The organism is Pseudonocardia thermophila, from assembly GCF_900142365.1.
GTDB lineage: Bacteria > Actinomycetota > Actinomycetes > Mycobacteriales > Pseudonocardiaceae > Pseudonocardia > Pseudonocardia thermophila.
This window is the reverse complement of sequence record NZ_FRAP01000010.1, coordinates 14260-35723: the sequence shown is the minus strand read 5'-3', so window position 1 is coordinate 35723 and position 21464 is coordinate 14260. Positions and strand designations below refer to the sequence as shown.

The window sequence follows — 21464 nt, the reverse complement described above, 5'->3', positions numbered from 1 at the left end:
CCGGGGCCGTAGATCGAGAGGAGAACACCCGTGAGCACATCATCACCGGCGCCGCCGGGCGTCGCGTTCGACGTCCGGCGGGTCACCAAGACGTTCCTGGCCGACAACCAGGTGGTCACGGCCCTGGCGGAGACCAGCTTCACCGTCCCGGCCGGGTCGTTCACCTGCATCGTCGGGCCGTCCGGCTGCGGCAAGTCGACGCTGCTGCGCATCCTCGGCGGCCTGGAGACCCCGACGACGGGGAGCGTGCGCACCGCCGCGGGCGGGGCCGCGTTCGTCTTCCAGGAGCACGGGGTCTTCCCGTGGTTCACGGTGGAGGAGAACGTCGCGTTCGGCGCCCGCATGGAGGGCATGGGCCGGGCGGAGCGCCGTGAGCTGGCCCGCCACTGGCTCGCCCAGGTCGGGCTGGCCGACTTCGCGCAGGCCTACCCGCACCAGCTCTCCGGCGGCATGCGCCAGCGCGTCGCGATCGCGCGGGCGTTCGCCACCGGCTGGCCCGCCCTGCTGATGGACGAGCCGCTCGGCGCGCTCGACGCCCAGACCCGGATGCTCATGCAGGAGCTGCTGCTGACGCTGTGGGAGGCCGAGCGCAAGACCGTCGTGCTCGTGACGCACGCGATCGAGGAGGCACTGCTGCTCGGCGACCGGGTGCTGATCATGACGGCGCGACCCGGCCACCTCAAGGAGGACATCGAGGTCCCGTTCCCGCGGCCGCGGTCGTCGCAGATCGAGGCGACCGCCGCGTTCGCTGAGATGCGCGGGCGGATCTGGGCGTCGCTGCGCGACGAGGTCAGCGCGGCGGCGGTGGCGCCGTGACCGCGGTGCCGGCGGCCGCGCCGGTCGTCCCGGACGAGGTCGGGGTCGCGATCGACGCCGAGCTGCGCGCCGAGCTGCGCCGCAGGCGCCGGGACGTCGTGCTCGCCGCGGCGACTCCGATGGCGCTGCTGGCGCTGTGGGAGATCGGGGCGCGCACGGGCGCGATCGATCCGCTGCTGTTCTCCCCGCCGTCGGCGATCCTGGCCCGCGGTGTCGAGCTGACGCTCAGCGGTGAGCTGATCCTGCACCTGCTGGCGACGGTGGCCCGGCTCGTGGTCGGGTTCGTCGCCGGTGCGGTGGCCGGCATCGCGGTCGGGCTGCTGATGAGCGCGATCCGGCCGGTGCGGGCGGCGCTGGACCTCACGTTCACCGCGCTCTACGCCCTGCCGAAGATCGCGATCCTGCCGCTGCTGCTGCTGATCTTCGGCATCACCGAGACGCCGAAGGTGCTCGCCGTGGCGATCGCGGTGTTCTTCGTGCTGCAGATCAACACGTTGGCGGGTTACAAGCAGATCGACCCGCGGGTGCTGGAGGCCGCGCGGGCCTACGGCGCGACCGGCTGGAAGGGCTTCCGCTACGTCGTACTGCCCGCCGCGATGCCCGCGGTGTTCACCGGCCTGCGGGTCTCCGCGGGCATGTCCGTCGTCGTCGTCACGGCCGTCGAGTTCGTCGCCTCGGAGAGCGGGCTCGGCTACCTGATCTGGAACTCGTGGCAGCTGTTCCAGCCCGAACGCATGTACGTCGGGCTGATCGTGGTGTCGGCGCTGGGTGCCGCCTTGACGGGCCTGCTGCTCGGGCTGGAGCGCCTGCTCCTGCCCTGGCGGCGCAGCACACCGGGCCGCCGACGGATGCGGAAGGGAGTCCGATGAGCGCACGCAGGATCGTCGCGGCGCTGCTGGCCGCGGCCACGCTCGTGCTCGCTGGGTGCGGCACGGGCGGGAGCAGCGGCGGCAGTGGTGATGGCAGCACCGAGCCGGTGCGGGTCGCCCACGTCGTCTCGACGCTGTTCTCTCCGCTGTACATCGCCGAGGCGAAGGGCTACTTCGCCGACGCCGGTATCCGGATCCAGCTGCAGCCGGTGAAGTCCGGGCAGGACGCCGTGCCGCTGGCCGCCAACCGGCAGCTCGACGTCGTGGTCGCGGGCTTCTCGGCGGGGCTGTTCAACGCGATCCAGAGCGGCCTGCAGATCAAGGTGGTCGGCAGCATGGCCGTCAGCGACGGCAAGATGGACGACCCGCCGTCCGCGCTCGTGGTCTCGAAGGCGCTGGTCGACAGCGGGCAGGTCCGCTCGGTCGCCGACCTGCGCGGCCGCAGGATCGCCATCGCCGGCGGGCCGGGCAGCTCGGGCGGCTACCTCACCGACCGCATGCTCCGCACCGGCGGCCTGACGCTGCGCGACATCCAGCCGGTCAACCTGGCCAACCCGGACATGCCGGCGGCGGTGGAGAGCGGTGCGGTGGACGCCGCGACGACGAGCGCGCCGTTCAACGTCCACATGGAGCGGGCCGGCACCGGCGTGCCGCTCGCGGTGCCGCCCGCCGGGAACAAGTCGACCGGGGTCATCTTCGGCGCGCACTTCGTGACCGACGACCGAGCGCAGCGGTTCTTCTCCGCGCTCGCCCGCGGGGCCCGCGATCTGCAGGGCGACCAGGCGAAGTCCGAGGAGAACCTGCGGATCCTCGCCGCCGCGACCCAGCAGGACGTCGAGACGGTGCGGTCGCTGCCGCTCTACGAGTGGCTGCCCGATCTCGCCCCGTCGCCCGAGGACATGTCGGCGATGCAGCAGACCTACCTCGATGCCGGGCTGCTGGAGTACTCCGAGCCCATGGACCCGGCGACGTTCGTCGAGACGCGGTTCGCCGCGGGCGCCCGGGAGACCTGACCCGGGCCGGAGATCAGCGGGCGACGACGGTCAGCAGGACCGTCGCGTCCTCGAGCGCGACGAGGTGGTGGCGTTCCGCCGGGATCACCAGGTACTCCCCCTCCGCGATCTCGGCGGAACCCCCGGCCGTGCCCAGCTGGACCCGGCCGCGCAGCACGAGCAGCGTCGCCTCTCCGGGGTTGTCGTGATCGGCCAGCTCCCGGCCGGCGGCCAGCGTGAGCAGCACCTGCTTCCGCCGGTGGTCGCGGCCACCGTGCAGGGTGGCCGCGGTGCGCCCGGCGCTCGCCGCGCGGGCCTCGGTGATCTGCTGGTCGCTCAGGCCGGTGAGCGAAACGGGTTGCACGGAGCACCTCTCTCTCGGATGGATCAGTCGCCGGGCCGCAGGAGCAGGCCGATCCCGCAGGAGCTGCTCGGCTCCCGGGGCCGCCGCGACCCGGTTGGGGCCGACGACGTCGACGTCGGGATTCGAGCACCTCCCGGATGAGGCCCTGCTGGATGCCGCGGACCACCTCCCGACATCTCGACGACCAGGTCGGCGACCGTGGTGTCCTCGGTGCGGCGGCGGGCCACCGGGAGCCGGTGGGCCAGATCGGCTCCGGCGCGGGCGCCGCCGCTCGCGTTCCTCGGCGGTGCCGCCCGGACGGGCCGCGAACAGCGCCACGGTGTCGGCGTCGTCGAGCCGGGGCGTCGGCTCGTAGGTGACCCGGGGTCGGCACCGGCCACCGGCCGGCGCCGACCCCGCCGGATCGCGCCCTGGTCCGCCGACGTGGCCAGGTGGAACCGGGTCCCGTCGTGACGTGGATCCGAAGCTCCGCGGCCACCCGCTGGCGTCGACGGGCTCGGCGGTGCGCTTGACGATCTCGAGCACCTTCTGCCGCTGCTGGCCCGCCGCGCGGTCCGGTGGCGGCGCGGACGTCACTCCTGCGGGACGACGCCGACCACGGCGATGGCGGTGAGCGCGTCCCGGTACAGGTTGAACGTCCTGCGCATGGTGAGGACGCGCTTGCGCGCGGCCGGGCGGCGCAGCAGGTTGCCGACGATCCGCAGCACGCCGCGCAGGCCCTCGTCGGCGATCATCCGGCGCGGATCCAGCAGCGCCATCTCGGCGTGGTCGACCGAGACCACCTCGAATCCGGCGTCGGTGAGCAGCTCGACCCACTCCGAGGTGGTCAGCGGCCGCGCGTTGACCTTGATCGCCCGCGCCATGTCCTTGCGGATCTGGTCCTTCGCCTCCTGCGGCAGCGTGTCCGGCTGCAGGCCGAGCTCGTGGATGGCGTAGCGTCCGCCGGGCCGCAGCACCCGGAACGCCTCGGCGACGATCGCCCGCTTGTTCCGGTCGCCCTGCATGGTCAGCATCGCTTCGCCGATCACCACGTCGGCGCTGCCGTCGGGCAGCCCGGTCTCGGCGGCGTCGGCCACGACCACCTTCCCGGCGACCGGCTCGACGATCGCACGCACCGCCTCGGTGGCCGCCGCGGTGTCGTCGACACCGACGTAGGACCGCGGCTTCGCCGCGACGATGTCGCTGGCGGTGCGGCCCAGGCCCGGCCCGAGCTCGACGACGTCGGCGCCGCCCACCTCGGCGGCCGCGAGCAACCGCCGGGTCAGCTCCACGCCGCCCGGGCGCAGCACCCGCTTGCCGAGCCGGGCGAGCAGCCAGTGGCCGGGCAGGTCGGCGTCGGGCCGGTCGGCCAGCGGAAGGGGCGAGTGGGCACTCGTCGTCATCAGCGCGCATTCCCTGTTGGCGGAGGGGTCTGCGCTGAACCCTAGGAGCTCAGATTAGGTTAGGCAACCCTTTCGCCGAGAGGGGTGACGGGCAGCGACTGCCAGAACCGCAACGAGGAGACGAGGAGACGAGGAGACGAGCAGCCGGGGAAAGAGCTGCAGATCCGAGGTGGAGCCGCCTGTCGGAATCGAACCGACGACCTACGCATTACGAGTGCGTTGCTCTACCGACTGAGCTAAGGCGGCGTGGCACCAGCAGTGTATCTACCGCCTGTCGACGCCCGCCGAGCGACCCTCCCGACCGGATGCGCCCAGGTCAGCCGCGGTGCAGCGCGACCATCATCGCCTCGACCGCGACCTCCGGCTTGACGTTGACGTCGAGCGCGGTGCGGCAGGCGAGCACGGCCTCGAGCCGGCGCAGGATCGACTCCGGCGACCACTGCGCGGCCGCCGTGCGGATGTCGGCCTCGCGGTCCGGGTGGGTGAGCGGTACATCCGCCCCGGCACCGGCGACGAGCGCGTCGCGGTAGAAACCGGCGAGATCGGTGAGGGCGCGGTCGATCGCGTCGCGCTGGGTGCGGGTGTGGCGGGACTTCTGCTGGCGCTCCAGCTCCTTCTCCGCCGCCTTCGCCCCGCGCGCGGCCGCGGCCACGCCCTTGCCGGTGCCGCCCGCACCCATCGCGATCGCGAGCTCCTCGCGCTCGGCCGCGTCCCGGGCCTCCGACAACTCGGTGGCCTCGGCCTTCGCCTCGCGCACCAGGTCGCCGGCGAACGCGAACGCGTCGCCGAGGCCGCGGATGCGCAGCGGAAGACCGAGCACGGCCTCGCGGTGCTTGCGGGCCTCCCCGTCGCGGGCGAGCCGGCGGGCCCGGCCGACGTGCCCGCCGCACACCGACGCCGCCCAGCGGGCCTGCTCGGGATCGATGCCGTCGCGGCGGACGAGCACGTCGGCGATCGCCTCCGGGGCCGGGATGCGCAGCGGGATGACCCGGCAGCGCGAGCGGATGGTGATGCGCACGTCCTCGGGATGGTCCGACGGTGCGCACAACAGGAAGATCGTCTGCTCCGGCGGCTCCTCGACGAACTTCAGCAGGGCGTTCGCCGCGCTCTCGGTGAGCCGGTCCGCATCGGTGATCATCAGGACCTGGTAGCGGCCCGTCGCCGGCTTGCGCGCCGCCTGCTGCACGAGCGTGCGCACCGACTTCACCGAGATCGACAGCCCCTCCGGCACGATCTCGCGGACGTCGGAGTGGGTTCCTGTCATCACCGTGTGGCACGAGGTGCACTCCCCGCACCCGTGTCGGGGGCACTGCAGCGCGGCGGCGAACGCCCGCGCGGCGGTCGAGCGGCCCGATCCGGGCGGCCCGGTGAACAGCCACGCGTGGGTCATCGCGGCCGGGTTCTCCGCGGCGGCCCGCAGCTCGGCGACTGCCGCGGGCTGGCCGACGACCTCGTCCCAGACGCTCATTCGGCGGGCACCTCCGTCTCGGTGGCCGTGGCCGGCGGCAGCGCAGGCCGCAGGCCGTCGAGCATGCGGTCGAGCGCGTCCTCGGCGTCGGCGTCGACGACCACGTAGCGATGCGGCTCAGCAGCGGCGACGCCGGTGAGCAGCCGCTGCAGGCGGGCGTGCTCGATGGGACTCGTGGCCGCCCCGTGCGCGGGCGGCGAGTCCAGGACCACCGACACGTCCGGGCGCAGTCGCCCGGTCGCCCAGTCGGCCAGGTGCTCCAGCTCGGCGGGGCACAGGCGCGCACCGGACTGCTCCTCCAGGACCTGCATGAGCGGGCCGGTGAGGAACCGGTCGACCACGACGACGGCCCCGGCCGCCAGCGCGGGCCGGATCATCCGTTCCACCTGGTCGGCCCGCACCGCGGCGGCGGCCAGCGCCTTCGCCCGCCGCCCGGCGAGCGCCGCCTCGCGGGTGGCGGCGGCCCAGCGGGCGCGGTCGGTCTCGCCGTCGTCGGGCTCGACGACGGGGTACCCCTGGGCGCGCAGCCGGGCCGCCAGCTCGGCCGCGTGCGAGCCGGTGGTCGCGCCCTCGACCGCGATCAGCACACCCGTGCCCTCCCGGGGTTCGCCGCGGCGCAGCACCGTGAGCAGGTCGGAGAGCATCGCCTCGGTGGGCCGGTCGGCCATCTGCCGATGGGCGATCACCCCGACGACGACGGCCACCAACCCGCCGGCCAGCAGCACGACGCGGGTGCCGTCGATGACGAAGGTCGCGCCGAACACGTCGATGCGGTGCTGGCTGACCAGGCCGACGCCCACCGGGACCAGCGCCATCGCCCCGAGCAGCGTGATCCGCACGATCGACTGGACGAACGCGACCACCCGCCCGCGCACGGCGTCGGCGACCTGGGCGCCGATGATCGTGAGCCCGGTGAGGAACGCGATCCCGGCGCAGCTGCCGACCACCAGCACCGACACCAGCGCGACGTACAGGTGCGGGGCCAGCGCGACCACGACGAGCATGCCGCCCGCCGCGACGATGGCGGCCCCGAACAGCCGGTTGTGCGGGATCTTGGCGGCCGTCCGCGGGGTCACCCCCATGCCGAACGCCAGCCCAACGAACAGCGAGGTGAACAGCAGCCCGTAGGCGGCGTTGCCGCCGCCGAGGCTCTTGGCGTACAGCGTGGCCGTGCCGATGACGGCGCCGCCCGCGGTGAACGCGCCGACGATGCCGATGACCAGGCCGCGCACGAGCGGGGTGCGGGTGACGAACTCGGCGCCGTCGCGGATCATGCGCAGCACGCCGGGCGCCGTCTCGCGCTGCTGCCCGGCCCGCCCGGAGATCTCCGGGATGCCCAGCAGCACGGTCAGCGCGATCGTCAGGTACGCCAAGCCGGATCCGCTGAGCGCGATCTGCACGGTGTCGAACCGCGACCAACCGAACACCTGCTCGGCGCTGGACAGCAGCGTGAACGCGCCCGCCGCGCTGATCACCCCGACCCCGTACGTCATGACGAGGTTGAGCTGGTTCGCCGTCTCCACCTGGTCGGGGCGGCGCAGCAGGTTCGGCACCGACGCGTCCTTGGCCGGGATCCAGAACATCGCGCAGATCTCGATCAGGAACGTCGCGACGAACAGCCAGGTCAGCGAGCCGATGATCGGGATGGACAGGTACAGCACGAACCGGCTGACGTCGCAGACGACCATCACCCGGCGCCGATCGAACCGGTCGGCCAGCGCCCCGGCCAGCGGCCCGAGCACCAGCGACGGCAGGAGCTTGGTGGCCACCACGCCGCCGAGGGCGAAGCTCTGCGCCGCGTAGCCGTCCGTCAGCTGGGTGGCCAGCGCGGACAGCGCGAGCAGCGAGAGCCAGTCGCACGCCCCGGCCACCGACGTGACCAGCCACAGGCGGCGAAACGCCGGGATGGCCAGCACGCTGCGCACGCGATGGGCGGTGGACGCCGACAGCGACGGCACCGACGGGTGTTCGATCGCTGCCACCTCCTCCGCGTCGGAACCGCTGCGGATTCAGGGTAGTCCGCGAGGGGCCCGCACCCGCGTCCCGCGGGGAGCCCGGAGGCGCAACTCACCTGCCCGGACGGACGGACGCACGGGAGCTACCGCGAGATGCCGTCCAGCATGGCCGCCAGCATCTCCACGAAGATCAACGAGTACAGAGCGATGATCGCCGCGCGGTAGACGCGCCCACCGAACTTGCTCCACGTGAAGCGGGAGAACCCGAGCAGCGATCCGTCGTCGCGAACCGGGGGCCGCGGCTTGGTCAGGTCGACCGGCTGCGGCGGCGGGGGCGGCCGGCGCGGGATGCGCAGCACGATCCGCGCCGCGGTGGCGTCGGCGGAGGCGCGGGTGCGCGCCGGCCGTCGCCGACCCGTCGGCCACGGCGTGCGCAGCGCATCGTCCGACCCGGGCATGCCGCGATGGTATGCCGGTCAGCGGCTCGGAGCCGGTCCGAACGCGACACCCGTCCGGGTCACGGATCAGTCGCCGCCGTCCCCGTCTCCACCGCCACCGCCGCCGTCGTCTCCGTCGCCGTCGTCACCGCCGCCGGCGGGGGCGGGGGGCGGCGCCGGAGGGGTGCCGCTGGAGATCGACAGGAGGATCTGCTCGCCGGGCAGGGCGTTACCGCGCGGCGACTGGTTGACGACCGTGCCGCGCGGGGCCGCGCTGTCGACGGTGAGCGTGGTGACCTGCCAGCCCGCGCGTTCGAGGATGCTGCGGGCCTCGTTCTGGCCGCGGCCGACGACGTCGGGCACCCGGGTCTCGGCGCTGCCGTTGAGGTAGCGGTCGTCGACCGGCGGCAGCGGGATCACGGGCTGGCCCTCGAGCAGCGGCTTCACGGCGCCGAACCAGGTCTGGGCGGGGGTCTTACCACCGAAGATGTTGCCGCTGCCGCACGGGAAGGGGGCACCGGCACCGTCGCAGAGCGGCCGGGGCCGGTTCGTGTTGTCGAAGGTGATCACCGCGCCGGACATCTGCGGCACCACCCCGAGGAACGCCGCGGACTTGTGCTGCTGGGTGGTTCCGGTCTTGCCGGCCATCGGCCGGTTCCACCCGGCCTGGCGGGCTGCGCTCGCCGCGGTGCCGATGGTGTGGTCCTCACCCAGGGCGTTCAGCAGCGCGTTGGCCAGACCGGTCTCGACGACCTGCTCACAGGGCGCCTCGGTGAGCGGGACGGGGTTGCCGTTGCGGTCGGTGATCGACTCGATCGGGCTGGGCGGGCACCACGTGCCCTCGCTCGCGAGCGTGGCGCCGACGTTGGCCAGCTCCAGGACGCTGGTCGGGCTGACGCCGAGGGTGAACGAGGCCTGCTTCTGCGCCTTGGTGACCTCGGCGATGGAGCGGTCGGTGGGCCGCCCGGTCCGCGGGTCGACGAACTTGGTGGTGGCGAGCGAGCGCATGCCCAGCTTCACCGCCATGTCGACGACGTCGGGGACGCCGGTGAACTCCTCGAGCTTGATGAACGCCGTGTTCGGCGAGGTGGCCAGCGCCTGGGTGAGGCTCATCCGGCCGGCGTAGTCGCCGGAGTTGCGCACCGGTATGGGGCGGCCGCCGCCGTCGACGTAGATCGGGGAGGTGTACCCGCTCGGCGGCACGGTGAGCACGTGGTTGATGCCCATGCCCTTGGCCATCGCCGTCGCCGCCGTGAAGATCTTGTAGACCGAACCCGCGCCGAGGTTGACCGGCTCGTACGGCAGGCCGTAGCTGGTCTCCATCTTCTCGGCGTTGAGGCCGAACACACGGCTGGAGGCCATGCCGAGCACCCGGTGCTTGTCCTTGCCGGGCTCGACGACCGCCATCACGTTGGCCACGTTCGGCTGGGTCGGCGGCACCTCCTTGTCGAGGGCGGCCTTCATCTTCTCCAGCACGTTCGGGTCGAGCGTGGTCTTGACCGTGTACCCGCCGCGGTTGATCTGCTCCATCGTGAAGCCCGCGTTCGTCAGGTACTCGACCACGTACTTGCAGAAGAAGCCGGCCGTGCCGGCGCCGATGCAGCCGATCGGCTGGGTGACCAGGGGGTCCACGATGCCCAGCGGCGCGGCCATGGCCTCCCGCGCCTGGTTCTCGTCGATCATCCCCTGCTCGTGCATCTGCTGGATGACGACGTTGCGCCGCTCCAGCGCCGCCTCCGGGTGCTGGACCGGGTCGAACTGGCTGGTGCTGCGCACCATGCCCGCCAAGAGCGCGGCCTGCGGGACGGTCAGCTTGTCGGCCGTGGTGTTGAAGTACGTCCGCGCCGCCGACGCGATCCCGGCCGCTCCGTTGCCGAAGGAGACGATGTTGAGGTAACGGGTGAGGATCTCCTCCTTGGACAGCTGCCGCTCCAGGCGCAGCGCGATCTGCGCCTCCTTCAGCTTGCGGGCTGCGGTCTGCTCGGTTGCCTTGAGCCGCTCGGTCTCGGTCTGGGCCGTGACGTAGAGGAAGTAGTTCTTGACGTACTGCTGGGTGAGCGTGGACGCACCCTGCACGACGTCGCCGGAGCTGGTGTTGGCGATCAGGGCGCGGATCGTGCCCTGCCAGTCGACGCCCTCGTGCTGGTAGAAGCGCCGGTCCTCGATCGCGACGATCGCGGCCTTCATCGCCGGGGAGATCTCGTCGGCGGTGAGCTCGGTGCGGTTCTGGTTGGGCTCGGCGAACCGCGCGATCGGGTTGCCCTGGTTGTCGGTGACGGTGGTGGTGAGCGGCAGCGGGCCGTCGGCGACGTCGGTGGTGGTGCTGGTGACGCTGTCGCCCGCGCGCTGCGAGAGCAGCCCGAGGCCGCCGACCACGGGGAAGGAGACCCCAGCGAGGAGCGTGCCGGACGCGAGGGCCGACGCGGCCAGCAGTCCGATCGAACGGGCGATGCGGCGCTCTCCACTCACGGGGAGTCAGGTTACGCGGCGAGCCGTGCGATCCCCGTTGACGTCGCCGGGCCGGGGTGCACAGAGCGAAGTTGAGTACTTCTACTCGGTGGTTGCGGGAACCGGTGGCTCACAGAATCCGTCAGAGCCGGCTGTGAGGGCCCTGCTGGGCGGGACTGTGGGGGAGGGAGCACCGGATGGTGGGCGCGCATTGGCGGAGCGCGGCGCGGTGCCGCACCGCGCACGCGGAGGAGCTGTTCGTCACGGGCGCGGCGCAGCGTGAGGCCCGGCAGTTCTGCCGGCCGTGCCCGGTCCGCACGGAGTGCCTGGCGCACGCCCTGGACCACCGCGTCGAGTTCGGGGTGTGGGGCGGCATGACCGAGCGGGAGCGGCGCGCGCTGCTGCGCGCCCGGCCCGACGTCGAGTCGTGGACGGACCTGCTGTTCAGCGCCCGCGACCGGCACTACGCCGAGACGGGCGAGGAACGGCCGGTGATCCGGCCGCGGTCGGACCGCTGGCCGCGCAGGCCCGTTCCGACGACGTGCGGCAGGTAGCGCGGGTCATGGACTGCTCGCGTGCGGGACGAGGTGCGGTACCTGCCCGGCGATGCGCTCCCCGATCTCGCGCAGCCCGTCGAGGTCCGCGATGTCGCCCTCCACGACCGGCACCCGCGCGACGGCGACCCCGGGGTGGGCGTGGGTGAACCGGGCCAGCAGCCGCTCCTCGCGGGCGGCCAGGTCGACCCGGTCAGCGTGCAGCCGCAGCACCGCCGCGGCGAGCGGGGAACCGCGCAGCTCGTCGGCCACCGCCCGCGCCTTCGCGGCGGAGAGGTCGGCCAGCACCGGGTGGGTGCGGTTGAGCACGAGCCCGGCCAGCGGCATGCCGTCCGCGGAGAGGCGATCGACGAAGTACGCGGCCTCACGCAGCGCGTCCGGTTCCGGCGCGGCGACCACGAGGAAGGCGGTGCCCGGCGAGCGCAGCAGCCGGTAGGTGGCCTCGGCGCGCTCGCGGAACCCGCCGAACACGCTCTCGAAGGCCTGCACGAACGCCGAGGCGTCGGTGAGCATCTGGCCGCCGATGATCGTCGAGACGGCCTTGGCGAACAGCGAGAACCCGACGCCGACGACCTTCATGATCCCGCGGCCGGGCGCGGAGAGCAGCCGGATCATCCGCCCGTCGAGAAAGGTCGACATGCGCTGCGGGGCGTCGAGGAAGTCCAGCGCGGAGCGCGACGGCGGGGTGTCGACGACGATGAGGTCCCACTCGCCGCCGGCGACGAGCTGGCCCAGCTTCTCCATCGCCATGTACTCCTGCGTGCCGGAGAACGACGTGGAGATCGTCTGGTAGAAGGGGTTCGCCATGATCGCCGCGGCTCGCTCGGGCGTGGCGTGGGCCTGCACCATCTCGTCGAAGGTGCGGCGCATGTCCAGCATCATCGCCCACAGCTCGCCCGGCCCGACGCCCTCGACGCGGCGGGGCTCGTTGGCCAGCCGCGCCAGCCCGAGCGCCTGCGCGAGCCGCCTGGCCGGGTCGATGGTGAGCACCACGGCCCGGCGGCCGCGTTCGGCGGCGCGCACGGCGAGCGCGGCTGACGTAGTGGTCTTGCCGACACCGCCGGACCCGCAGCAGACGACCACCTTGGTGGTGGGGTCGTCGAGCAGCGCGTCGATGTCGAGCGGCTCGATCGTCGTCTGCGGGCTCACGCGCTCACCTTCCCGACGCCCACGCCCTGCTCGATCAAGCACTCTGCCAGGTCGTACAGCGTCCCCAGGTCGATGCCGCCGAGCACTTGCGGCAGCTGCAGCCGGGCCACGCCGGTGGCCGCGTCGAGCCGTTGCTGCGCGGCGGCCTCGGACTCGACGCGCCGGGCGTGCTCGATGGTCTCGGCGACCAGCCCGTCGATGACGTCGTCGGGCAGGTCGAGGCCGGCCCCGGCCAGCGCTTGGCGGATGCGCCCTGCGTCGACCCGGCCCCCGGCCGCGGCCGCGACCGACCGGTCCGGTAGCCACTGCGGGCGCACCTGGTTGGCGATCACCGCGCCCGCGCGCAGCCCCGCGGCGGCGAGCTCCTCGACGGTCTCCAGGGTCTCGGTGACCGGCAGCTCCTCCAGCAGCGTGACCAGGTGCACGACGGTCTGCGGTGAGTGCAGCAGCGCGACCACGCCCTCGGCCTGCTTGTGGATCGGGCCGCTGCGGGCCAGGTCCGCCATCGCCGTGGTGACGTCGAGGAACTTCACCACGCGCCCGGTCGGCGGCGCGTCGAGCACGACGGCGTCGTAGACGGGGCGCCCGTCCGGGCCGGTGCGGGTGACGCACTCCTTGACCTTGCCGGTGAGCAGGACGTCCCGCAGGCCCGGCGCGAGCGTGGTGGCGAACTCGATGGCGCCCATGCGCCGCAGGGTCCGCCCGGCCATCCCGAGCTTGTAGAACAGCTCGAAGTACTCCAGCAGCGCGGCCTCGACGTCGACCGCGAGGGCCCGCACCTCCCCGCCACCGGGGGCGACGGCGATCTTGCGCTCCTCGTAGGGCAGCGGTGCGGTGTCGAACAGCTGCGCGATGCCCTGGCGGCCCTCGACCTCCACCAGCAGGGTCCGCCGGCCGCCCGCGGCGAGCGCGAGCGCCAGGGCCGCGGCGACCGTCGTCTTACCGGTACCGCCCTTGCCGGACACGACGTGCAGACGTGCGGCGGACAGCTCGCTGGTCCAACCAGCACCGGTCGCCCAATCGGTCACCAGTTCAGGTTAGGCGTCCCGGCTCGACCGCCTGGCCTTCGGTGATGAGAGGCGCACTACAGTTGCGGGACATGAGCTCTCCAGGACCCGCGGTGACGAAGTGGGAGTACCTCACGGCACCGGTGCTGATCCACAACACGCAGGCGATCCTCAACAACTTCGGACGCGACGGCTGGGAGCTGGTGACGATCACCACCGGGGCCACCGGAGAGCAGCTCGTCGCCTGGTTCAAGCGGCCGGTGCAGTCATGAGCACCCCCAGCGAGCGGCTGGCCGAGCTCGGCATCACGCTGCCGAAGGTGCCGGCGCCCGCCGGGTCGTACGTGCCCGCCCGCCGCACCGGCAACCTGGTCTACACGGCCGGTCAGGTCCCGATCGTCGACGGCAAGCCAGCGGCCACCGGCAAGGTCGGTGACACCGTCTCCGCCGAGGAGGCCAACGGGCTGGCCCGCATCTGCGCGCTGAACGCCCTCGCCGCGATCGACGACCTGGTCGGCATCGACGCGGTCACCGGCGTGATCAAGGTGGTCGGGTTCGTGGCCTCGGCCGAGGGCTTCACCGGCCAGCCCGGCGTGATCAACGGCGCGTCTGACCTGCTGGCCGAGGTGTTCGGCGAGGCGGGCAAGCACGCCCGGTCCGCCGTCGGGGTCGCGGAGCTGCCGCTCGGCGTGCCGGTCGAGGTGGAGCTGATCGTCGAGGTAGCTCCGGGATGACGGCCACGCCCGAGGCGGCCTGTCACGAGCTCCTGCTCCGCCTGGCCGACCGGTTGCCCGACGAGCTGCTGTGGCGCTTGCGCGACTGGCTCGCAGCGGGCGGCCGGGCGGCCCTGGCGAGCACCCTGCCCAAGGAGCTCCTGCGCAACCGCATCGGGCTGACGGACGACGAGATGGAGCTGCTCGGCGCCTGCGCGGGCGCGTGGGGGGCCGCGCCGCGGCTGCTGGACGCGATCCTGCCTGCCGTCGGCGTCCCCGCGGTCCCGGTGTTCGAGCCGGGCGAGGACGTGCCGCCCGACCCGGCGCTGCTGAGCGTGCTCGCCATCGTCCGCGACCGTCCCGGCGTCACCGAGCTGCGCCAGGCGTGGCGGGTCGGCCCGCACGGCCGGCAACGCGTCGTCATCATCCGGGGCGGCGACCACCCCTGGGAGATCACCGCAACGGCGCAACGTATCCTCCGGGCGCACGGCGACCGCACACCGTGCGTAGAGGTGCTTCCGCCGAACGGGGAGCCCACGCCGTACCACGAGGCAGCCATCATCGGTAGCACGGCGCTCTGGCGCAGCACCGCTGCAGAGCGGACGAGCGCGTGACGTGGCGAGATCGGAGGGGGTCGGCGTGAGCGGTGGGCCCACGTACGAGTCGACCCATCAGCTGCTGCTCGGACTGGCCGGGCACATCGACGACGACCTGCTGGCCTGGGTGCGCGAGCTCGCTGCCGTCGGGGAGGAGGCCCGTGCCGTCTCCCTGGCGACCGCGGGGATCGCGGCCGGACGCATCCCGCTGCCCGGACCGGTGCGCGCGGCCCTGATCGAGGCCGGGCACGCCGCCCGCGTCGGGATCGATCCCGCCGAGCTCGCCCCGGCCGCGGAGCTGCCGGTCGCCCACCGGTTCACCGCCTCCGTCCCCGGCGCGCCCGACGTCGCGTCGGCCGTGCGCGCGCTGCCCCCGCGGCAGCTGCAGGGAACCACGGTGCACCTCACCTGGCGGCTCACCCCGGCCGGCACCGCACCCGGTCCGCTGCCGCACCCCGTCGTGATCGTCGAGATCGACCCGGCCCGGCACTCCGGGGAGATGCTGTCCTACCTGATGGCCTCCGGGCTGACGCGCAGCGGCGTGCACGCGTCGGTCGAGGTCATCACCGCCGGTCAGCCGCTTCCCGCCTACCACGAGGCGGCGCTGGCGGCGGCCGTCCCCGTACTGCACGGCGCGAACGGGCCCGGCGCGGGCGGTCCGAGGGTCGAGCCCGGGGCCGTCACCGAGCCGGTGCGGATCGTGCGGCCGTTCGACGAGCCCGAGCCCGCCGAGGAGCCCGCCGCCGAGCCGTTGGGCGAGGTGGCCGCCGCCGAGCCGTTGGGCGAGGTGGCCGCCCCCGACGAACCCACCGAGGAGTCCACGGAGCCCGCGCCCGGCGAACCGTCGGCTGCCGAACCGGCGGTGGAGCCGGAGCCGATCCTCGATCCCGGGGAGCCGCATCCCTTCGCCGACGTCCCGCTCCCACCCCCGCCGCCGCGCCCCCCGGCCGCCGGCGCCGCCCTCTCGGCGCTCTCCGACCCGATCCCCGAACCCGACCCCCTGTCGGACCCGCTCTCCGAACCGCTGCTGGCCCCGCTGCTCGACCCCACCATCCGCGAGGACGATCCGCTGGGCGTCGACCACCTCGTGAGCCGCAGCCCAGCCGCCGACGAAGCACCGGCGGAGCAGCCCGCGGCCGAGTCGGCCCCGGCGACGGGCGCCGGTCCCGTCGAGACCGCCGAGAACGTCCTGATCGAGGACAGCTGGGCCGCGGAGTGGGAGTCCGGCGCGTGGGCGATGCCGCTGGACGAGCTGCGCCCCGAACCGGATCGTGAACCCCCTGCGGACCCCTCGCGCCCCGGGCTCACCGAGCAGGTCACCCCGCCGCAGCCGCAGCGCCACGGCTTCACCCAGGAGGTTCCCCCGCCCGCTCCTCCGCCGGAGCCCCGGCAGGCGCGCACCCAGGTGCCGCCCCCGGCGTCGCGCCCCGAACCGCCCGCCCCGCGCCGCGGCGAGCCGACGCGGCTCAGCGACGCGGACCGCGAGCTGCTGGCCCGCCTGCAGGCCGAACTGGTGCAGGGCCGCAAGCCGCGCCGCCCCGGCGCCCCGGCCACCGGACGGCCCGGGGCGAACGGGCGCGGACCGAACCGTCCCGAGCGGCCGCCCGAGGCGCGGTAGTCACACCGCGACCCGGCGCACCTCGTCGATGATCTCCTGCAGCCGCAGCCCGCGGGCCGCATCCGCGACCGGCGGCGAGCCGCTGCCGCGCACCGCGGCCACGAACTCGTCCAGCAGCGCCGCGTAGCAGGCGGTGGCGTCCGCGACGCGGCCGCGGAAGACCTGCGCACCGACGCCGCCGAACGCCGCGATCTCGATCTCCGAAGGATCGATCGGCAGCCGCAGCGACATCATGCTCGTCGACCGGGCCCCGCCGGCGTGGCGCAGGCCGAAGCGCCACAGATCGCGCTCGTCGTGGCGCGCCCACTCGACGGCCACGACCGGGCCGAGCGCGCTCTCCAGCAGGTCCACGACGTGCGGGCCGAGATCGAGCACGGCGCCGTTGCGCGGCTCGGCGCGCCAACCCGACGCCGCGTAGGGGCCGCCGAGCAGCGAACCGGACAACCATCGCGCCGTGCCGACCGTGTCGGATCCGGCCGGCTCATCGTCGAACCCGGCGAGCCACTTCCGCACCCCGGCGTCGTGCCGCAGGGTCAGCACCACCGACGACACCACTCCGGCCGCGGCGACCGCGTCCACCACCCGCCGTGCTCCGGCGACGTCCTCGGCCAGCGGTTTCTCGCAGATCAGGTGCCGCCCGGCCGCGGCGGCCTCGATCGCGAGACCGGCCTGCACGGCGGGGGGCACGGCGAACGCCACCGCGTCGACGGCGGCCACGAGCTCGGAGAACGAGCCGGCGACGGCCGCCGCGTGCGGTGCGGCGATCTCCGCGGCCACCTCGGGGCGGCGGGTCCAGACCGCGGCCAGCTCGGTGTCGGCGTGCGCGGCGATCGCGGGGGCGTGCACGGCGCGGGCCCAGTGCCCGCCGCCGACCAGCCCGATGCGCAGTGGTGCCGATCGCGTCACACCGTCATCCTGCCCGGCGGCGCTTAGGGTGACTCGGGTGCCCGTTGTCCCGAAACCCGCGGCGACCGTGATCCTCGTCCGCGACGCCCCGCACCTCGAGGTCTTCCTGCAGCGCCGCGTGGCGGGCATGGCCTTCGCCGGCGGCATGACCGTGTTCCCCGGCGGCGGGGTGGCGCCGGAGGACCGCGCACCTGCCGACTGGGTGGGGCGGCCGGCGTCCTGGTACGCCGAGCGGCTGTGCTGCGACGAGGCGCTCGCGACGGCGTTCGTCCGAGCCGCGGTCCGGGAGACGTTCGAGGAGTGCGGCGTGCTCCTCGGCGGCACCGCCCCGGTGCCCGCGCACGAGCGGGAGGCACTGGTGACCCGACGGCGCACCCTCGACGAGGTGCTCGCCGCGGCGGGGCACGTGCTGAACGTCGAGCTGCTGCACCCGTGGGCCCGCTGGATCACGCCGGAGGTGTCCCCGAAGCGCTACGACACGGCGTTCTTCGTGACGGCCGTACCGCCCGGTCAGGAGGCCGACGCGCGCACGACGGAGGCGGTGGAGGCGAGCTGGTGGAGCCCGGCGGAGGCGCTGGCCGCGGCCGACCGCGGCGAGCTCGCGCTGATGCCGCCGACGGAGCGGACCCTGCTGGACCTCGCTGAGCTGCCGGACACCGCGGCCGTGCTCGCCACGGCCGACGAGCGCGACATCGTCCCGATCACACCCACCGAGATGCGGGTGCGCGGGAAGGCAGGATGACGGAGGTGACCACGATGACGTCGTCGACCCATCCCGCGTACGGGGAGCTGCGGCCCGTCACCCCGCTGGCGTCGGTGCTGCTGGAGGACAACCCCGGGCACATGACCTTGGACGGCACCAACACGTGGCTGCTGCGGGCCCCGGGGGCGGACGGGTGCGTCGTGGTGGATCCGGGTGAGGAGGACGAGCCGCACCTGGAGCGGGTGCTCGCCGCCGCCGGCGAGGTGGCGCTCGTGCTGATCACGCACCGGCACCACGACCACGTCGGCGGCGCGCCGTGGCTGGCGCGGCGCGCCGGGGCGCCGGTGCGGGCGCTCGACCCGGCGCTGACCATCGACGCCGATCCGCTCGCCGACGGCGAGGAGATCGAGGCCGCCGGTGTCCGCCTGCGGGTCATGGCCACGCCAGGGCACACGTCGGACTCGGTGTCGGTGCTGGTCGACGGCCCGGACGCACCCCCAGCCGTGCTGACCGGCGACACGGTGCTCGGGCGGGGCACCACGGTCATCGCCCATCCCGACGGGGCGCTCGGCCCGTACCTGACGTCGCTGCGGCGACTGGCCGAGCTCCCCGCCGGGACGGTGGCGCTGCCCGGGCACGGGCCGGAGCGGCCGGACGTCGTGGAGGCCGCGCGGGCCTACCTCGCGCACCGCGAGGAGCGGCTCGACCAGGTGCGCGGGGCGCTCGCCGTGCTGGGCGCCGACGCGACGCCGCGGCAGGTCGTCGAGCACGTCTACGCCGACGTGGACCGGTCGCTGTGGGGCGCGGCCGAGATGTCGGTGCGCGCTCAGCTGGCCTACCTGCGCGAGAGCTGATCGGTGACCGGCGCCGGCTCGTGCCTCAGGGACGAGCGGCGCAGCCACAGGACCACCGCCACGACCGCACCGGCCGCACCGCCTGCGAGGAACGCCGCGGGCGGTCCGGCCTGCTCGACCGCGATCCCCGCGAGGGACGAGCCGGCCGCGATGCCGAGCGTGGCCGCGGTGACCACCCAGCCGAAGCCCTCCGTCGTCGTGCCGGCCGGGGTGACGATCTCGACGGCGATCGAGTGCGCCGTCACCTGCGGGGTGATCAGCGCGCCGGCGAGCAGCATGGCCACGACCAGCGGCCACAGCGACGCCGCGGGCGCCGCGACCGCCATCACCAGACCCATCACGGCGAACCCGGCCATGAGGGCGGGCAGGCGCAGGTGCAGCGGCTCCGGCCACGGCCGCATCGAGTAGGCGAGCCCGGCGACGACCGACGCGACCGACCACGCCGAGAGCAGGATGCCACCCAGCGTGACGTTGCCGGCCGCGGTCGTCACCGCCGGCACCCCGACCTCGACCGAGCCGACGACCAGCCCGAAGCCCAGCGACGCCAGCGCCACCGTCCGCACACCGGGGCGGGCGATGACGCCGAGCAGCCCAGCAGGCGCGGACGCGGCGACGCTGCGCTGCTGCCGCACGAGCGGGCTCAGCGCGAACGCGGTGGTGCCGAGGGCGAGGCACAGCGCGGCCACCACCAGACCGGTGCCCGGCCACGGGGCGGCCACGAGGAACGCGGCCAGCGCCGGCCCGAGGATGAAGAACACCTCCAGGCTGATGGCCTCGTAGGCGAAGGCGGCGTCGCGGCGCGGGCCCGGCGGGACGACCGCGGTCCACAGCGCGCGGGAGGCCCCGGGGATCGCCGGCTGGGTGAGCCCGACGAGGAAGGCGAAGCCGGCGAGCACCACCACCGCGTGGTGCGCCTCGATCGCGGCGATGAGCCCGGCCGCGGCCGCGGTGAACACGAGCGAGGCGACGACCAGCGGGCGCGTGGGACCGAGCCGGTCGAGGATCCGGCCCTGGACCACCGCGCCGAGCGACACCCCGGCCAGCGTCCCCGCCGAGACGAACCCGGCCGCGGCGAACGAGCCGGTCGTGCGCTGCACGTACAGCAGCGTCGCCATGGAGAACATCGCGATCGGCAGGCGCCCGATCGCGGAGGCGACGACCGGCACCAGCACCCCGCGCGTGGTGAGGACGGCGCGGTAGTCGGCGAGTGCGGAGGTCGAGGCGGCCACGACGTCCACCCTCGCACATTCTGGTACGGGCGTACCAGTCAGTTTCGGGTCACACAGGCCGGAACGCAACGAACGGCACTCTCGTCCACCTCGAGTGGACGAGAGTGCCGTTCGTTGCTGAAGGCGTCGTTGCTGAAGGCTTCGCTGCGGAACGCCGGGCTCAGCGGGCGCGGCGGGCCAGGCGCTCGGGCTCCAGGATGAGCACGCTCTTGCCCTCCAGCCGCAGCCAGCCGCGGTGCGCGAAGTCGGCCAGCGCCTTGTTCACCGTCTCGCGGGAAGCGCCGACGAGCTGGGCGATCTCCTCCTGCGTGAGGTCGTGGGTGACCCGCAGCAGGCCCGACTCCTGCGAGCCGAACTGCCGCGCCAGCTGCAGCAGCGCCTTCGCGACCCGACCCGGGACGTCGGTGAAGATGAGGTCGGCCAGCGCGTTGTTGGTGCGGCGCAGTCGACGCGCGAGCACGCGCAGCAGCTGCTCGGCGATCTCCGGGCGCTTGGCGATCCACTCGCGCAGGGCGGGCCGGTCCATGGTGTAGGCCCGGACGTCGGTGACGGCCGTGGCCGACGACGTGCGCGGACCCGGGTCGAAGATCGACAGCTCGCCGAACATGTCGGAGGGGCCGGCGACCATGAGCAGGTTCTCGCGCCCGTCGGCGGACTTGCGGCCGATCTTCACCTTCCCGGAGGCGACGATGTAGAGGCGGTCGCCCGGCTCACCCTCGGAGAAGATGACCTGACCCCGCGTGAACTCCGCCGGCTCGAGAGTCTGTGCCAGCGCCTCGGCCGCGTGCGGCTCGACACCCTGGAAGATCCCGGCCCGGATCAGAACCTCGTCCACTGCTCGCTCCTCGTTCCTGCCGCTGCCCCGCGGCGGATCACCGGCGGCAGTCTAGGGGTTGACCTAGAACTGTGACGCATCACTCGCCGACGGCGCCCCGGAAAGGGTTACCCGGGGGATACTTGCAACAAAGACTAGTACGCCCGCGTCAGCCCAGGTCAGGCGGCCTTGTTCCGCCGGGGCGCGCGGCGTCCGCGTGGTGCCCGGTTGCGGAGCCGGAACAGCTCCAACGCCCGCCCGGTGCCCTGCCTGAACAGCGCACGGACCTCGTCGGGCCGCGGCCGGTCGAGGAGCTCCTCCAGCTCCTCCGGGCGCACGGTCGACTCCCGCAGCTTGGACTCCACGCGCTCCATGCCTAGCGCGAAGAACATCACCAGCAGCGGCACGAGGACGGACAACCAGGCAGTCATGTCAAGAGGAATGCTCTCGCACCCGCTCCCCGCGTGCTGCAGCGGGGGGCCGGGTCGGCGCGAGCCGTTGCCGATTCGTGACCCGGACCTGCGGCGCATCACGAACCGTGAGCGTTCCGACGCACCCGTCCCGGCGCGCCGGTCGGCCACCCCGGCCCCG

At 73.9% G+C, this 21464-nt stretch carries 22 protein-coding genes and 1 tRNA gene; 10 read left to right on the top strand and 13 right to left on the bottom strand.

Going from position 1 to position 21464, the window contains the following annotated elements; all coding sequences use genetic code 11:
- Nucleotides 1–30: 30 nt before the first annotated feature.
- Genes BUE41_RS14100 through BUE41_RS14090 form a run of 3 tightly spaced genes read left to right on the top strand, consistent with a single transcriptional unit; the run spans nucleotide 31 to nucleotide 2698 of the window.
- The gene (locus BUE41_RS14100; RefSeq protein ID WP_073457551.1) at nucleotides 31–816 is read left to right on the top strand and encodes an ABC transporter ATP-binding protein; all 786 of its coding nucleotides are present in this window, start codon (nucleotides 31–33) and stop codon (nucleotides 814–816) included.
- Nucleotides 813–1685 carry an ABC transporter permease gene (locus BUE41_RS14095; protein ID WP_234997256.1) on the top strand — a complete coding sequence of 291 codons (873 nt, stop codon included), beginning with the start codon at nucleotides 813–815 and terminating at the stop codon, nucleotides 1683–1685. The genes BUE41_RS14100 and BUE41_RS14095 overlap by 4 nt, the downstream gene beginning before the upstream one ends.
- Complete coding sequence (locus tag BUE41_RS14090) at nucleotides 1682–2698, top strand: ABC transporter substrate-binding protein (RefSeq protein ID WP_073457550.1); 1017 nt, start codon at nucleotides 1682–1684, stop codon at nucleotides 2696–2698. Before BUE41_RS14095 ends, BUE41_RS14090 begins: the two co-directional genes overlap by 4 nt.
- Nucleotides 2699–2711: 13 nt before the next feature.
- Here BUE41_RS14090 and BUE41_RS14085 read toward each other — a convergent pair whose 3' ends face one another.
- From BUE41_RS14085 to BUE41_RS14050, 7 genes are all read right to left on the bottom strand, one after another.
- Nucleotides 2712–3041 (bottom strand): cupin domain-containing protein, encoded by a 330-nt coding sequence (locus BUE41_RS14085; RefSeq protein WP_073457549.1) that lies wholly within the window; start codon nucleotides 3039–3041, stop codon nucleotides 2712–2714.
- A gap of 572 nt (nucleotides 3042–3613) precedes the next feature.
- Entirely contained in the window at nucleotides 3614–4423 is an 810-nt protein-coding gene (locus tag BUE41_RS14075) for a class I SAM-dependent methyltransferase (RefSeq protein ID WP_073457548.1), read from the bottom strand.
- Nucleotides 4424–4593: 170 nt separating this feature from the next.
- A tRNA-Thr gene (locus BUE41_RS14070) sits at nucleotides 4594–4669 on the bottom strand.
- Between the two features lie 70 nt (nucleotides 4670–4739).
- The gene (locus BUE41_RS14065) at nucleotides 4740–5891 is read right to left on the bottom strand and encodes a DNA polymerase III subunit delta' (RefSeq protein ID WP_073457547.1); all 1152 of its coding nucleotides are present in this window, start codon (nucleotides 5889–5891) and stop codon (nucleotides 4740–4742) included.
- Complete coding sequence (locus BUE41_RS14060; protein WP_234997254.1) at nucleotides 5888–7873, bottom strand: MFS transporter; 1986 nt, start codon at nucleotides 7871–7873, stop codon at nucleotides 5888–5890. The genes BUE41_RS14065 and BUE41_RS14060 overlap by 4 nt, the downstream gene beginning before the upstream one ends.
- 116 nt (nucleotides 7874–7989) lie before the next feature.
- The gene (locus tag BUE41_RS14055; protein WP_073457546.1) at nucleotides 7990–8304 is read right to left on the bottom strand and encodes a hypothetical protein; all 315 of its coding nucleotides are present in this window, start codon (nucleotides 8302–8304) and stop codon (nucleotides 7990–7992) included.
- A 66-nt stretch (nucleotides 8305–8370) separates the two neighbouring features.
- Nucleotides 8371–10752, bottom strand: a complete 2382-nt coding sequence (locus BUE41_RS14050; protein ID WP_234997253.1) for a transglycosylase domain-containing protein — start codon at nucleotides 10750–10752, stop codon at nucleotides 8371–8373.
- A 176-nt stretch (nucleotides 10753–10928) separates the two neighbouring features.
- Here BUE41_RS14050 and BUE41_RS14045 point away from each other — a divergent pair, with 176 nt between their 5' ends.
- The gene (locus BUE41_RS14045; protein ID WP_073457545.1) at nucleotides 10929–11285 is read left to right on the top strand and encodes a WhiB family transcriptional regulator; all 357 of its coding nucleotides are present in this window, start codon (nucleotides 10929–10931) and stop codon (nucleotides 11283–11285) included.
- A 6-nt stretch (nucleotides 11286–11291) separates the two neighbouring features.
- Here the strand turns inward: BUE41_RS14045 and BUE41_RS14040 are convergent, their stop codons facing one another.
- Together BUE41_RS14040 and BUE41_RS14035 are read right to left on the bottom strand one after the other, a co-directional pair.
- Nucleotides 11292–12416 carry an ATPase BagB gene (locus tag BUE41_RS14040; protein WP_073457700.1) on the bottom strand — a complete coding sequence of 375 codons (1125 nt, stop codon included), beginning with the start codon at nucleotides 12414–12416 and terminating at the stop codon, nucleotides 11292–11294.
- Between the two features lie 14 nt (nucleotides 12417–12430).
- A complete protein-coding gene (locus BUE41_RS14035) occupies nucleotides 12431–13462 on the bottom strand; it encodes an ATPase BagA (RefSeq protein ID WP_073457544.1) in 1032 nt (343 codons plus the stop codon).
- Nucleotides 13463–13533: 71 nt separating this feature from the next.
- On the opposite strand from BUE41_RS14035, the gene BUE41_RS14030 reads away from it, so the two are divergent.
- From BUE41_RS14030 to BUE41_RS14015, 4 genes are read left to right on the top strand one after another with little or no spacing between them, the layout of a single operon-like run.
- Complete coding sequence (locus tag BUE41_RS14030; RefSeq protein WP_073457543.1) at nucleotides 13534–13713, top strand: Sp36 family protein; 180 nt, start codon at nucleotides 13534–13536, stop codon at nucleotides 13711–13713.
- Nucleotides 13710–14174 (top strand): RidA family protein, encoded by a 465-nt coding sequence (locus BUE41_RS14025; RefSeq protein WP_073457542.1) that lies wholly within the window; start codon nucleotides 13710–13712, stop codon nucleotides 14172–14174. The genes BUE41_RS14030 and BUE41_RS14025 overlap by 4 nt, the downstream gene beginning before the upstream one ends.
- On the top strand, nucleotides 14171–14767 hold the full coding sequence (locus tag BUE41_RS14020; RefSeq protein WP_073457541.1) for a hypothetical protein: 597 nt from the start codon (nucleotides 14171–14173) through the stop codon (nucleotides 14765–14767). The genes BUE41_RS14025 and BUE41_RS14020 overlap by 4 nt, the downstream gene beginning before the upstream one ends.
- 25 nt (nucleotides 14768–14792) lie before the next feature.
- Nucleotides 14793–16367 (top strand): hypothetical protein, encoded by a 1575-nt coding sequence (locus BUE41_RS14015; protein WP_143172151.1) that lies wholly within the window; start codon nucleotides 14793–14795, stop codon nucleotides 16365–16367.
- Here BUE41_RS14015 and BUE41_RS14010 read toward each other — a convergent pair whose 3' ends face one another.
- Entirely contained in the window at nucleotides 16368–17273 is a 906-nt protein-coding gene (locus tag BUE41_RS14010; protein WP_073457539.1) for a Gfo/Idh/MocA family oxidoreductase, read from the bottom strand.
- A 37-nt stretch (nucleotides 17274–17310) separates the two neighbouring features.
- Here BUE41_RS14010 and BUE41_RS14005 point away from each other — a divergent pair, with 37 nt between their 5' ends.
- Nucleotides 17311–18015, top strand: a complete 705-nt coding sequence (locus BUE41_RS14005; protein ID WP_200803917.1) for an NUDIX hydrolase — start codon at nucleotides 17311–17313, stop codon at nucleotides 18013–18015.
- Nucleotides 18016–18029: 14 nt separating this feature from the next.
- Nucleotides 18030–18830 carry an MBL fold metallo-hydrolase gene (locus BUE41_RS14000; protein WP_073457699.1) on the top strand — a complete coding sequence of 267 codons (801 nt, stop codon included), beginning with the start codon at nucleotides 18030–18032 and terminating at the stop codon, nucleotides 18828–18830.
- On the opposite strand, the gene BUE41_RS13995 is transcribed toward BUE41_RS14000, so the two are convergent.
- The 3 genes from BUE41_RS13995 to BUE41_RS13985 form a co-directional block, all read right to left on the bottom strand.
- Nucleotides 18812–20059 carry an MFS transporter gene (locus tag BUE41_RS13995; RefSeq protein WP_073457698.1) on the bottom strand — a complete coding sequence of 416 codons (1248 nt, stop codon included), beginning with the start codon at nucleotides 20057–20059 and terminating at the stop codon, nucleotides 18812–18814. The genes BUE41_RS14000 and BUE41_RS13995 overlap by 19 nt on opposite strands.
- A gap of 160 nt (nucleotides 20060–20219) precedes the next feature.
- Complete coding sequence (locus tag BUE41_RS13990) at nucleotides 20220–20894, bottom strand: Crp/Fnr family transcriptional regulator (RefSeq protein ID WP_073457537.1); 675 nt, start codon at nucleotides 20892–20894, stop codon at nucleotides 20220–20222.
- Nucleotides 20895–21052: 158 nt separating this feature from the next.
- Nucleotides 21053–21304, bottom strand: coding sequence for a hypothetical protein (locus BUE41_RS13985; RefSeq protein WP_073457536.1), 252 nt, complete (start codon nucleotides 21302–21304; stop codon nucleotides 21053–21055).
- Nucleotides 21305–21464 lie beyond the last annotated feature (160 nt).

What these genes read in the sequence shown, in the direction of transcription:
- BUE41_RS14030 (WP_073457543.1), top strand. Translation starts at nt 13,534, where the DNA reads ATGAGCTCTCCAGGACCCGCGGTGACGAAGTGGGAGTACCTCACGGCA.
- BUE41_RS14020 (WP_073457541.1), top strand. Translation starts at nt 14,171, where the DNA reads ATGACGGCCACGCCCGAGGCGGCCTGTCACGAGCTCCTGCTCCGCCTG.
- BUE41_RS14090 (WP_073457550.1), top strand. Translation starts at nt 1,682, where the DNA reads ATGAGCGCACGCAGGATCGTCGCGGCGCTGCTGGCCGCGGCCACGCTC.
- BUE41_RS14045 (WP_073457545.1), top strand. Translation starts at nt 10,929, where the DNA reads ATGGTGGGCGCGCATTGGCGGAGCGCGGCGCGGTGCCGCACCGCGCAC.
- BUE41_RS14075 (WP_073457548.1), bottom strand. Translation starts at nt 4,423, where the DNA reads ATGACGACGAGTGCCCACTCGCCCCTTCCGCTGGCCGACCGGCCCGAC.
- BUE41_RS14055 (WP_073457546.1), bottom strand. Translation starts at nt 8,304, where the DNA reads ATGCCCGGGTCGGACGATGCGCTGCGCACGCCGTGGCCGACGGGTCGG.
- BUE41_RS14065 (WP_073457547.1), bottom strand. Translation starts at nt 5,891, where the DNA reads ATGAGCGTCTGGGACGAGGTCGTCGGCCAGCCCGCGGCAGTCGCCGAG.
- BUE41_RS14025 (WP_073457542.1), top strand. Translation starts at nt 13,710, where the DNA reads ATGAGCACCCCCAGCGAGCGGCTGGCCGAGCTCGGCATCACGCTGCCG.
- BUE41_RS13985 (WP_073457536.1), bottom strand. Translation starts at nt 21,304, where the DNA reads ATGACTGCCTGGTTGTCCGTCCTCGTGCCGCTGCTGGTGATGTTCTTC.
- BUE41_RS14000 (WP_073457699.1), top strand. Translation starts at nt 18,030, where the DNA reads ATGACGTCGTCGACCCATCCCGCGTACGGGGAGCTGCGGCCCGTCACC.